General features: G+C 69.4%; 9 protein-coding genes. 3 read left to right on the top strand and 6 right to left on the bottom strand.

The features are described from left to right. Positions 1-16 precede the first annotated feature (16 nt). The 6 genes from WME90_RS20825 to pucL form a co-directional block, all read right to left on the bottom strand. A complete protein-coding gene (locus WME90_RS20825; RefSeq protein ID WP_437282907.1) occupies positions 17-1,753 on the bottom strand; it encodes an RICIN domain-containing protein in 1,737 nt (578 codons plus the stop codon). 150 nt (positions 1,754-1,903) lie between these two features. Beyond that, positions 1,904-2,911, bottom strand: a complete 1,008-nt coding sequence (locus tag WME90_RS20830) for an NAD-dependent epimerase/dehydratase family protein (RefSeq protein ID WP_437282908.1) — start codon at positions 2,909-2,911, stop codon at positions 1,904-1,906. A gap of 310 nt (positions 2,912-3,221) precedes the next feature. Beyond that, on the bottom strand, positions 3,222-4,592 hold the full coding sequence (locus WME90_RS20835; RefSeq protein WP_437282909.1) for a DUF1552 domain-containing protein: 1,371 nt from the start codon (positions 4,590-4,592) through the stop codon (positions 3,222-3,224). A 13-nt stretch (positions 4,593-4,605) separates the two neighbouring features. After that, positions 4,606-6,159 (bottom strand): DUF1592 domain-containing protein, encoded by a 1,554-nt coding sequence (locus WME90_RS20840; protein ID WP_437282910.1) that lies wholly within the window; start codon positions 6,157-6,159, stop codon positions 4,606-4,608. Positions 6,160-6,852: 693 nt separating this feature from the next. After that, on the bottom strand, positions 6,853-8,064 hold the full coding sequence (locus tag WME90_RS20845; protein ID WP_437282911.1) for a PAS domain S-box protein: 1,212 nt from the start codon (positions 8,062-8,064) through the stop codon (positions 6,853-6,855). 59 nt (positions 8,065-8,123) lie between these two features. Further along, entirely contained in the window at positions 8,124-8,969 is an 846-nt protein-coding gene (pucL, locus tag WME90_RS20850; RefSeq protein ID WP_437282912.1) for a factor-independent urate hydroxylase, read from the bottom strand. A 209-nt stretch (positions 8,970-9,178) separates the two neighbouring features. Here pucL and WME90_RS20855 point away from each other — a divergent pair, with 209 nt between their 5' ends. The 3 genes from WME90_RS20855 (at position 9,179) to WME90_RS20865 (ending at position 12,609) form a co-directional block, all read left to right on the top strand. After that, positions 9,179-9,958 carry a cobalamin B12-binding domain-containing protein gene (locus WME90_RS20855; RefSeq protein WP_437282913.1) on the top strand — a complete coding sequence of 260 codons (780 nt, stop codon included), beginning with the start codon at positions 9,179-9,181 and terminating at the stop codon, positions 9,956-9,958. Positions 9,959-10,135: 177 nt separating this feature from the next. After that, complete coding sequence (locus tag WME90_RS20860) at positions 10,136-11,422, top strand: sensor histidine kinase (RefSeq protein ID WP_437282914.1); 1,287 nt, start codon at positions 10,136-10,138, stop codon at positions 11,420-11,422. After that, positions 11,419-12,609 (top strand): ATP-binding protein, encoded by a 1,191-nt coding sequence (locus WME90_RS20865; RefSeq protein WP_437282915.1) that lies wholly within the window; start codon positions 11,419-11,421, stop codon positions 12,607-12,609. The genes WME90_RS20860 and WME90_RS20865 overlap by 4 nt, the downstream gene beginning before the upstream one ends. The last annotated feature ends 14 nt before the right edge of the window (positions 12,610-12,623 follow it).

The raw sequence follows: 12,623 nt of genomic DNA on the forward strand, positions 1-12,623 counted from the left end.
GCCGGTCACCCGCCCATCACTCGGCGACGACGATCTGCCATCGCTGCTCCTCGCCGCCGCCGCCGCCCCGCTGCTCGATCGCGGCGGCGTCCGCGGTGGAGCCCTGGGAGACCCCGATCAGCTTGCCGCTCTTCTTGTTCTTGATCTGGAAATCACCGCCGCCCAGATCGATGAACAGCCACGCCTGGTTGTCCCCGTCGTGGTTCGCCCATTGCACCAGCGCGACACCATCGCTCGTCGACTCGTCAGGCACATCGAGCACCTTGCCGCTCTTGACGTTGGTCAGCCGGAAGTAGCCCGATCCATTGTAGTTGAAGCTCCACTTCTGGCTGTCTCCGGCCTTTCCCGGGTTCTGGACGATATCCGCCCCGTCCTCGCCCGACGCGCCGACGACATCCATCACCTTGCCGCTCTTCTTGTTGACGAGCTTGAAGTTGTTCGTGGCTCCGGCGACGGTGCCGGCCGACGTGTCGATGGAGAGCGTGTTGTTCCAGCGCATGCTCATGCTGGTGTCCGACGGGAAGGAGATCGGCTGCCAGACATACGTCGAGTTGTTGACGGGTCCGCTCCAGGCCCCTGCCCACCGGTCTCCCATGTAGAGGTAGGCCGTCCCGGAGCTGCCCTGGACCGGGAGCACGTACGTCGACTGGGAGTGGTACGTCGTGTCGTCGGCGACGTTGGTCATCGCCGACCAGCCCTTGTCGATGGAGCGGGACGTCGCGTATTTCGCCTGGTTGGGCGACCAGCCCGTGGCGCCGGAGGTCAGCAGGAAATAGGTGCCGTTCCGCTTGAACAGCGCCGGCGCCTCCCGGTGCCCGCCGGGGAAGAGCGTGGCGGAGAGGCGGGCGACGGACAGGTAATCGGGGGTCAGCTCGTAGAGGTTGAGATCGTAGTTCTCGTTCGTGGCGGAGATGAAATAGGCCTTGCTGTCGTCGTCGACGAAGAGGCCGCAGTCGCGGGACATGTACCCGGGCTTGCCGTGATCTGTCACCCCGCTGCCGGCGAGCGGCCGGAAGCTGCCGTGGTACGTGTAGTCGCCGTCCACCGTGCTCGAGCTCGCGACCGCGGCGCGGGCCTCGCCGTAGTTCACCCCGTTCTCCCAGTGCATCCACATCACGAATTTTTTCGTGGACGCGTTGTAGACCACCTTCGGGCGCTCGATGTTGGCCGGATCGAGGTCCTTGTCCGAGTCCATGGTCAGGACATGGTTCCTGAACTCCCAGCGCCGCAGATCGGTCGAGCGATAGCAGGAGACGGCATAGAACGTCCCGTCCGGGTTCCGGTTCTCCCCGAACCAGTAGTAATAGTCGCCCACCCGGATCACCCCTCCCCCGTGGGCCTGGATGGGTTTGCCCGAGGTGTCGGCCCACTGGATCCCGTTGACCAGCGGGCCGACCGCCGGCGGCAGCTCCGGCCCCCCACCCTCACCCGGCGCCCCGCCGCTGCCGGGCGCGCCGCCGTCGCCGGGCGCGCCGCCGTCGCCGGGCGCGCCGCCGTCGCCGGGCGCGCCGCCGCCCGAAGCGCCGGAGATGCCAGGCGCCCCGCCGCCGCTGCCAGACGTCGAGCCGACAGAGGCGCCGGGCGCCCCGCCGCCGCTGCCAGACGCCGAGCCGACAGAGGCGCCGACCCCCGTGACCCCGCCGCCGCCCTCCGGTGAGCCCCCAGGGCCCCTTTCCGTGCCGGAAGCGCAGGACGCGACGCCGAGCCCCACCACCAGCAGGCCCATCATCGGAAACAAGGAATCACGACGCATGACGCCCTCCAGAAAGAGCGCCATCTCCGGGCCTTCAACCGAGCGAGTCAAGCCCTTCGCGCGCCCAACGGCCTGGTTGATATGATCCGCTCTCGTGCGATCTGCCAGCCGGCGCCCCGGGGAGCTCACGGTCGCGCGCTCGTGGCGCGATCAGGCCCGCGCCGCGGGGATCGCCGCCGCGGCGCGTGAGGCGGTGAGCTTGTACCTGTCGCGGGCCCAGGCCGCGATCTCGGCGACCTGCCGATCGATGGGGGTCGCCGACCAGCCGAAGGTCTCGCGGAATCGCCTGTCGTCGATGACATAGGGCACATCCCACTGGTACGCCATCTCGGCCACCTCGCGCATGAAGGGAGAGAACAGGCCGATGCCGCGCAGCAGGAGGCGCGGGAGTCGCGCCACCTCGACGTCGACGCCGAGGGCGCGGCCGAGTCGCTGCGCGAGCGCCCGCGTGCTCTCGGCCGGCGCCGTCGGCAGGTGCCAGACATGGCCCATGGCCTCCTCCCGCTCGCCCAGCGTCACGAGGCCCCGCGCCACGTCCTCCACGTAGGTATACGAGTGAGGCATCTCGGGATCGCCCATGCACTCCACGGCCTTTCCGGCGAGCGCGCGCGCATAGAAGCGGTCGCCCCAGGCCGACAGCGGCACGTTGGCGCCGAAGAAGTCGCTGGCGCGCCCGATCGCCACGCGCACGTCGCCGCGGCCCTGGGCCGCGAGGCGCATCTCCTCGAGCTCGACGCGCAGCGCGCCCTTCTTGCTGCAAGGGCGGCGCGGCGAGTCCTCTCGCATGGCGCCGTCGGGCACGCCGTACATGTACAGGCAGTCGAGGGCCACGAGCTTCGCGCCCGCCCTTGTCGCGCCGTGGACAGCGCCACGCGCGATGGGCAAGAGCTGCGTGGCCCAGAGGTGGTAGGGCGGGTTCATGCAATCGTAGACCACGCCGGCGCCGCGCGTGGCTTCCTCGGCAAAGGCGAGGTCGGTGATGTCGCCGCACACCGACGTGAGCCCCGGCCGCTCCGGAGCGCGGCGGGTGCGCTGCACCAGGCGCACACGATGGCCCTGCGCCAGCAAGAGATCCGCGACCCGCGGGCCGATCTGGCCGGCGCCGAGCACGACGTGGAGGCGAGACGAGGCGCTGGAGACGAGCGCTGCGTTGTTCATGGGCGCCAGGATGGCTCTTGCAATCGCGCAAGGAAACGCCCAGGAACGCAACCCTTCGCGGCAAAAATGCAAGATCTGCCCGGGACGCGAGCCGCGCGTCGCGCGCGGGCCCCGGGCTCCCCAAAGCCGGGCAGTTCCAGAAGTGAGAAGAATTCGTTTCCGCTCACCTTTGCTACATGCAGAGCAGAGCGGCGGTCTCCCGCACAGGAGACGGGCCCAGATCGGCGTTTTCGGCGCGCAGGCGCACTCCGGTGCGCCGAGCACCGAAAACGCCGAGGTGGGCCCGTATCCGAAGCGGGCGACCGTCGCTCTAGGTGAGGGAAGGAAGCGCGCCGGTGCTGTAGTTCGGGTCGCCGAAGGTCTTGTCGTCGGTCCCCATCGCGTTCGCTATCGTGACGAGCAGATCGTTGTGCTGACGGGCAGAGCCGCCGTTCGCCAGATAGTCCACGAAGCGGCCGGTGCGGAAGACCCCGCCCGCGCTGCCGGCGAGCAAGAACGGGATGTTCGTGAGCGCGTGCTGCCGCGACTCGCCGATCTCGGTGACCCACAGGACGACGGTATTGTCGAGGAGCGTGCGATCCCCCTCCGCGTACGAGTCGAGCTTTCCGAGCAGGTAGGCGAGCTGCTCCGCGAACCACGTGTGGATCTTCATATACTTCTCGTCGCCCGCCGCGTTCCACTGGTGGGAGATGGCATGGTGATTCTCGGTGAGGCCGAGGAACGGGTAGAGGTGCTCGCTCTCGGCGTACGACCACTGGATCGTGGCGATCCGGGTGAGATCACACGCGAGCGCCGCGGCCATCATATCCATCTGGAGCTTGCCGATGGCGGGCATGTTGTCGTCCTTCGACAGGTCGATGCGGTCGCCCAGCGCCGGGGCCTGGCAGCTCGTGGTCGGGGTGCCGCCGCCGCCGGTCGAGGAGCCGCCGCCGGCCAGGCGCGCCTCGATGTCCCGGATCGACTGCATGTGCGCGTCGAGCTTGAGGCGATCTTCCTTGCCGATGCGAGGCCGCACGTCCGCGATGTCCTCGCGGAGGATATCGAACACGGTCCGCCGCTGCGCGCGGAGCCGATCCAGCGCGGTGGACCCGCCCGGGTCCTGGCCCTGGCCAGGCACCGAGGCCCCGAAGAGCTGCTCGAACGTGTCGTAGGGGTCCTCTCGGGGGGGGATGGGCTGGTCCGGCCCGGTGTAGCTGAGCCGACCGCGCACCTCCGCGTCACGGACCTGGACGCCGAGCTGCAGGCTCCGGAACAGAGTGCTCGGCTGCAGCTTGTTCGCGATGTGCTGATCGAGCGAGATCCCCGACGACCAGCCGGCGTTTGTGGACATGAAGCTCTTGAAGTTGCCCTTGAGCAGCGCTCGCCCCGTCAACAAGCCCCCGATGCCACGAGCGTGCTCGGAGCCGACGTTGGAGTTGACAACGACGTTCATGTTGACCCCGCGCATCGGGATGATCTTCGCCTTGAACGGCGAGAGCGGCTGGAGCAGCGGGCTCAGCGTGAAGTTGTTCTCGGTGCCCGTGGGCATCCATTTCGACTCCATGGTGCCGTTCGGCGTATAGAACACCACGAAGCGCTTGGGCGCGGTCGACTCTTGCCCGCGGGCCAGCTCGGAGTTCAGCAGCGGGATCGTCGCCGTCGCCGCCAGCGCGCCCTGGAGCATCCGCCGTCGAGAGATCATTCGCGGTCTCATGTCACTCCTCCTCTGCGATCGCGCTGCGGTACATGAAGGCGTCGGTCTGCGTCGTCGCCACGATGAGCTCCACGAGGTCACCCTCCGAGCCGTGGAACCCTTCGCGCAGTCCGTCGAGCGAGCACTCGTCGTCGATGTTCTCGAAGCGCCCGGCCGTGTAGCGGAACCATTGCGTCGCGAGGCACTCGCGGACCTGCGCGCTCCCGGCGAGCTTCTCCGCCAGCGCGCGAACGCCGACGAACGGGCCGTCCATGTCGTCGGACGCGACCATCTGCCCGGAGACGTCGATGACCTGCCCGCCCTCCTCGGTGCGGTACGCGCCCACGGCATCGAAGTTCTCGAACGCGAAGCCGATCGGGTCCATCAGCTGATGGCAGCTGGCGCACCTGGCATCGGAGGCGTGCTGGTTGAACCGCTGGCGCGCGGTGACGCCCTCCTCGCCCGTGGGCGGCGTGAGGTCGACGTCGTCAGGAGGAGGCGGCGGATCCTGGCACATGAACTTCGCGCGGATGGCCTTGCCGCGCAGCACCGGAGAGGTCTGATCGGGGTGCGCGTGCACGGCCAGGAACGCGGGCTGCGTGAGCACCCCTGCGCGCTGGTCCGGCGGGAGATCCACGAGCTGGGGTGTGGTCGAGCCGGGCGCGACCGTCACGCCGTACAGCTCGGCGACCGGCGCTGTGGCAAAGCCGACCGGCAGCGTGAGCAGGCTCGAGAGCTTGTGATCCCCGGACCACAGCACGTGCTCGACAAACGCGGGCGTCTCCGCGCTCATCCCCGCGACGAGCTCCTCGGTGTACCCGGGGAACTTGCTCTCCTCCTTGACGATGGTCCCGAGCTTCCCGAGGTTGAGCCATTGCTTGTAGAACTCCGTGATGGCCCGGCGCGCCCGCGGGTGCTCCAGCATCTGGCGGGTTCGCTCGGCGAGCTGCTCGCGGGTATCGAGCTGGCCCGCCTCGGCGGCGTCGAGCAGCTCGTCGTCGGGGCCCGACGCCCAGACGAGGTACGACAGGCGCGACGCGAGCTCGTACGGGTCGAGGCGCACCCGCGCCGAGGAGGCATCGAGATCGTGACGCAGCTCCAGGCGGAACAGGAATTTCGGCGACTGCAGCGCGGCCCGGATGACGACCTCGATGCCCTCACGGAACGACCCGTCCGTGCGTCCCGCGGCGTAGGCGCGCATCAGCCGGTCGACGTCCGACGGCTCGAGCGGCCGACGGTACGCGCGGCGGCCGAAGTCCGCGATGAACTGCCGCGCGCACGCCTCCTCCTGGGCGGCTTGCCCCTCGACCGCGGCCGGATCACACGGCACGAGCTTCGACAGATCGCCCGCAACGGCCTCCGTCGCGAGCGCCTCGGCAGCCAGGAGGTATTTCTCCGCGTGCAGCGGAGACACGGTCAGCACCGATGCGTTGTTGTTGAAGCCGCCGGCGACCTCATCCGGGGGGAATTGATCGGCAGGGGTGAGCGATGTTCCGAGGAGATCTCGGACCGTGTTGTTGTATTCGAATCGCGTCAAGCGCCGCTGCGGCGCGAGGATCCGCTCGGCGCCGCACACCGGAGGATCTCCTTGTCCGGACGTCGAGCCGTCCCCCCCGGGGCCGGACCCGGAGCCAGACCCGGAGCCGGAGTCTCCCGCTCCGATGTTCCCGATACCGCACCCGGCCGCAGCCGTCAGCGCGAGCGTCGCAATGAGCACGTGACCGGCTCGCCAGCGACGATATCCTAAGTCAGCCATACCGTGACCTCCTACCGTCGGTCACAACCTACGGTGAAGCCTCGCCAGACGTCAAGCGCTGCTCCCATCAATTCACAGCGCCAGACGCCAGCCCCAATGGCCAGACAGCGGTCATTATCGAATCACCCGCTGGAGGAGTCTAACGCCGCCCGAAGACTCCACTCCCATCATATTATGGATCGATTGGCCACCATTTAACGCGATGCGTGTCGCGTCAGACCGGCGCGAATGAGCGCACTCTCGCCCGACAGCGAGGCGAGAGCGCGACTCCGTCGCACCTCACCACGCCACTTACGCCGCGCGGACGAATAGCGACCTATAGAATTCCCGCTCCCCCGCGGGTTGATCACGAGCGAGAAAGAAATCGCGCGAGCGCGCGCCGGAGCGCCGCCCTCCCTCCGGACGCACGGGGCGCGGGGGCGGACAGGCAGGCGACAGGGCCGGGCTTCGGGGGAGGAGCAGGGCGCGTCCGAGCCGGCTGCCGCGGCCCGGCTCGCTCCCTGCGCCGTCGCGTCAGCGAGCTTGGGCCCGCTTCGCGCCGTCGGCCGCGGCGCCGTCGACGCCGTTCATCCGCTGGATGCACAGCCTGAGGCCGGCGCGGAGGTTGCCCATCGTGATGATCCCGGACAGGTCGACCCCCAGCGCGATCATCGTCTGCGCCACGTTCGAGCGGATGCCCGTGATCACGCCCTCGGCGCCGAGGAGCCGTATCGCGCGGACCATCTCGATGAGGTAGCTCGCCGTCTTCGTGTCGACCGCGTCGACCCCGGTGAGATCCAGTATCGCGAAGCGCGCCCCCTTTGTGGCGATCGCGTCGAGGAGGCTGTCCATCACCTCGGATGTCCTCACGCTGTCGACGACGCCGACCATCGGGAGCGTCAACACGCGATCCCAGACCTCGATGATCGGCGTGGAGAGCGCGCGAATCACCTGCTGCTGGGCCTGAATCATGTCGAGCCTCGCCTGGAGCTCGGCCTCCTTCCGCTTCATGTCCGAGATGTCGAACGTCACGGACACCGCGCCGTTCGGCGCGCCGCGCTCGTCGAGGACAGGGAGCAGCCAGGACCGCCAGGTGATGCCCTCGGCCTCGACCTGATTCTCGACGATCTCGCCCGCCAGCGCGCGCCGCATCCCGTCCGCTGCCACGGGGTCGGAACCGTAGACGTGGAAGACGTTCTTGCCGACGAGATCCCCAGGCTTCAAGCCCGAGCTCTCGAGCCCCTTGCCGTCATGATGGGTGAAGACGCCGTCGCGATCATACTTGCACGCGGCGATCGGGACGTAGTCGAGGATGGCGCGCAGGATCACCGTGTCGTCCCGCGACGCGTCCGCCAGACGGCGGCGATCGGTCACGTCCTGCCCGATGAAGAGCCTGCGCACCACCCGGCCGTCGTCGTCGCGTATCGGCTCGTGGACCCACGCGCACGCGACGACGCGCCCGTCCTTTCGCCGGTGCTCGGCGGAGAGCGGCGCGCCGCCCTGCCCGCCGCAGAGGCGCTGCCAGAGGTCGACGCCGGCGCTGCCCAGCGCCGTGTCCGCGAGGGGGCGGCCAATCACCTCTTCCCCGGCATAACCCAAGAGGCGCTCCGCCCCGGCGCTCCACGCGGCGATCTCGAGGGCCCCGACGTCGCCCGTGCACTCCACCGCGATGAACGGTCCGTTGAGGACGGCGTTCATGTAGCTCGTCGCGATCTCAAGCTCGTCCGGGCCGGCCACCTGGTCCATGTGCCGCACTTTACAGGGCACGTCATTGCCCTGTCGAGAAAAACGGCCACGTCTGCCCGTCAGCCGCCTCGCTTCATCGTGGCCTCGATGAGCCCGTGCGGCTCATCGACCGGGACGAAGATCTCATTGTCGTTGCCGAGCCCGAAGGGTGCGAGATCGACGAGCAGGCAGTGCTTGTTGGGGAGCGAGAGGCTCACCTCGTCGATGACGGGACAGGCCGCGAACACCGCCTCCCCCAGGTCATGGATTGTGTGCTGCACCGAGAGGCTGTGTCTCTCGGCGAACGTCTCGATCAGGGCACGGCGGGCGCTCTCCCACGTTGCGGTGGGAGCCGCGTCGCGGCCGGCCGTGCGCCAGCGGGCCACCATGAGCGTCGAGAGGATGCGGTCTCCGGTCTCCTTGAGCGTCGTGTACTCGTCGCGCGGGAAGCCCGAGAACGCCGAGCCGGTGGTCTTGAGGACGAGGAGATCCGCGATGCCCGACGTGATCTCGAGCTCACCGGGAGCCGCGGTGATCTCCGCGGTCCGCCGCTCCGCCGCCGCGCGGACGAAGGCGTGGGGGTGCGGCGCGCCGCCCGACTCGATGCGCGACCAGACGTTCTCTGCGATAGCGACCCTCGCCCGACGGGTGTGCGGCTTGCCCAGGAAGTGTTCGGCGAGCAGGACGCCGAAGTCCTCGATCGGCTCGACCGGGTGGCCCTTGGCGAGCGCGTACACGGTGTTCTTCATCGTGTCCGTGGGCAGCACCTTGCTGTTGTCACCCTTCGTGTACGCGTCGTCGAACTCACCCTCGAGCTGGATGTCGACCTGGACGTCGGTGAGCTCGTGCCGCGCGCCCGCGCGGCGGACCTTCACGAGCCGCACCCTCGATTTGCCGTAGACGTTCCGCACCAACGAGATCGACATCGTTCTTCAGCTCCCGCGCCGGGCGACGACGCTCCATTGCAACGCGGGAGACACGGTAGCTTGAAGCACGACGCCGGCTCAAGCCTGGCGGGCCCCTCGGCCCGCGGCGCCCGACCCCGCGGCGGCGGCCGCCCGCCGCAGGGGTCGTCGGGCGAGCCCGTGCAATATCGCACGTGCGGCGACGATGGCGCGTCACCACATACGCCGGCATGGTGACCAGAGACCGTAAGAGGGCGGCCGATGAGCTCGTCGCTCGCCGTGAATCGTCGAGGGACGACGCGCTCGCCCGCCTCGAGGCTACGGCCGCGACTCCCAGCTTCATCCGTCCGACGGCTCCGCTCGGCGCCGTCGCGAGCAGCTACCTCGACGCGCTGCTCGCGCGGGACCGGAGGCGGGCGGTGCGGACCATCCGGGACGCGGTCGACGCGGGCGCGCCGATCAAGGACATCTATGCTCACGTGCTGGAGCCGTGCCAGCACGAGCTGGGCCGGCGCTGGCAGCTGCGTCAGCTCAGCATCGCCGGGGAGCACTACTGCACCGCGATCACCCAGATGATCCTGAGCCAGCTCTACCCGCTCGTCGTCAGCGCCGATCGCTCCGGCCGTCGGCTCGTGGCCACCGCCGTTGACGGGAACCTCCACGAGATCGGCGCGCGCTTCGTCGCCGATTACTTCGAGATGGCGGGGTGGGACACCTTCTATCTCGGGGCCAGCACGCCGGCCGAGCACCTGATCCAGGAGGTCGTCCAACGGAGAGCCGACGTCCTCGCGATCTCTGCCGCGCTCGACGATCAGCTCGCGAGCGTCCGCCAGGTGGTCACGGCCGCGCGCCGCGACGACCGGTGCAGGGACGTCATCGTCCTGGTCGGCGGCCAGCCGTTCTGCATGGTCGACGACCTCTGGAGGCAGGTCGGCGCCGACGGCTCGGCGCCGAACGCGGAGCGGGCCGTCCACACGGCGGAGCAGCTCCTCGCGGCGCGGAGCGCATGACTCCGCCTCGCGTCCTCACGCGCCGGCTCCGCGGGGTGCGTTTCGCGTAGCCAGCTCCGCGCCGGCCTGCCAAAGACACATCGCCTCGGCCGCGAGCGAGGGAGGGCTCGGCTTCCAATGATTCCGATGGAACCGCGCAGGATGCAAAGCGCAGGAGAAAACGAAGGAGCGCCGCTCGTGGCCCCGCCGTCGGGACACGGGCCCAGCGGTCCGATCGCGGAGCTCGCCGGTGTTTTCCTCATGGCCTCGACCGCGCTCGCGCTCGGCGTTTTCACGCCGGATGGCGCGCCGAAGCTCACGAACCACGGCATGCGCCGGCTGCTCGGAGGGGCGGGCGAGCCGGGCCGCGCCGAGGCTCGCCTCGTCAGCCCGAGCTTCGCGCAGCTCGCCGGGGCGGCGCGCGGCGGCGACGCGCCGATCTACCGCGGCATACTGCACTTCGGGGATCTCCGGTCGATCGCGCACAGCCTCCGGGGAGAGGTCTGGCGGCTCGGCCACGACCTGCTGCTCCTCGCCGAGTTCGACGTCATCGAGCTCGAGCGCGTCGTCGCCGAGGTGTCCGCGCTCAACTCGCGGATCACGAGCCTCCAGCGGCGGCTCGTCTCCGAGCAGAAGGAGCTCGAGCGGTCGCTCGATCAGCTGCGCGCCATGCAGTCGATGCTCGTCCACTCGGAGAAGATGAACGCGCTCGGCAAGCTCGCCGCCGGCGTGGCCCACGAGATCAACAACCCGCTCGCCTTCGTCCGCAGCAACGTGCACACCCTCGGCGCGTCGCTCAGCCGGCTGTTCGACGCCTACGAGGCGCTCGAGCAGGCCGCCGTCCGCGCGAGCCCGGGCCACGTGGAGGGTTTCGCCGAGGCGCTCCGCGCGGAGGTCGAGCTCGATTTTCTGCGCGAGGATACGGTGGATCTGGTGAAAGGCACGCTGGGCGGCCTCGCGCGCGTGCAGAAGATCGTCGAGGACCTCAGGAGCTTCACGCGGATCGACATGGCGGAGGAGCCGTGCTGCGACCTAAGGGAGTGCCTGGCGAGCACGCTCGCGATCGCGGGCCCGGCGCTGAGGGACGGCGGCGTCCGGGTGACGGTCGACTGGGCCGACCTGCCGCAGCTGCCCTGCAAACCGGCGGAGCTCGGCCAGGTGTTCCTGAACCTTCTCATCAACGCGGCCCAGGCGGTCGAGTGCCGAGGCCGGGGGAACGGTCGCATCGTGATCCGTGGGCGCGCCGACGAGCGCGGGATCGTCCTGGAGTTCGAGGACAACGGCGCCGGGATGACCCCTGACGTCCTCGGCCGTATCTTCGACCCGTTCTTCACGACAAAGCCTGTCGGGCAAGGCACGGGGCTCGGCCTCACCATCTCGCACAAGATCATCGTCGATCAGCACGGGGGCGCGCTCACGGTCCGATCGACCCCCGGGGTCGGCAGCACCTTCACGATCACGCTGCCGAAGGAGCCCGACCGATGACGCGCGCCTCCGGCGAGCCGCGCGCGCTGCTCATCGTCGACGACGAGCGCGAGACCTTGAAGGCGCTCCGCCGCGAGCTCCGGCGCGACTACGACGTCTTCATCGCAGAGAGCGCGGAGCAGGGCCACGCGCTGCTCCGCGAGCGGCCCATCCCTGTCGTCCTCAGCGACCAGCGGATGCCGGGCATGACGGGCACGGAGTTCTACGCGAGGGTCAAGGTCGAGTTCCCGGAGACCGTCCGGCTCCTCATGACCGCCTACGCGGACACGAGCGCCGCTATCCAGGCCATCAACGAGGGCAGCGTGTACCGGTTCATCTCGAAGCCATGGGATCCGCCGCTGCTCGCCGGCATCGTGCAGGACGCGTTCGCCCAGCACGAGCGCATCAGCCGCTGCCAGCGGCTCCTCTCGAGCCTCCAGGCGAACGCCGACGCGCTCCACCTCGAGAACCAGCAGCTCGCCGAGCTGAGGCAGAGGAGCCATGAGCTCATGGGCATCGCGGCGCACGATCTGCGCAATCCCATCGCGGCGATCCAGTGGTTCTCGAAGATGCAGCTGGACGGCGTCGGCGCCGGGCCCGAGGACACGCGGCGCTACGCCCTGAAGATCCAGGACAACGCCGAGTTCGCGCTGCAGCTGCTCGAGGATCTGCTCGACGTCACGACGCTGGAGCACGGGAGCGCCGCGCTTCGCGTGAAGGACGCCGATCTGCGAGGCATCATCGCGGCGGCGGTCGCCCTGAACGAGCACGGCGCCGGCCGGAAGGGGATCACCGTGGCCGTCGACGTGCCCGCTGACCTCCCGCTCGTCTGCTGCGACGCCGGGCGGATTGAGCAGGTCCTGAGCAACCTGCTCAGCAACGCATTCAAGTTCTCTCATCCGGGCACGACGGTGACCGTGCGCGCGCGGCAGCTCGGTCAGGCCGTCGAGGTGATGATCGGGGATCAGGGCCTGGGCATCCGCCCGGACGAGATCAGCGGTCTGTTCTGCAAGTTCCGGAGGACGAGCACCCGGTCGACCGGCGGCGAGAAGAGCACGGGGCTCGGCCTGTCGATCTGCAAGAACCTCATCGAGCGCCACGGCGGCACGATCCGCGTGGAGAGCGAGCTCGGCCAGGGAACGCGGGTGTTCTTCACGCTCCCGACGCAGGCCGGGCGCCCCTGCGTGCCGGAGCGCTCCGCCGCGTAGGAGCGCCCGCGCCG

Origin of the sequence: Sorangium sp. So ce375 (genome assembly GCF_051473855.1) — a bacterium.
Classification (GTDB): domain Bacteria; phylum Myxococcota_A; class Polyangia; order Polyangiales; family Polyangiaceae; genus Sorangium.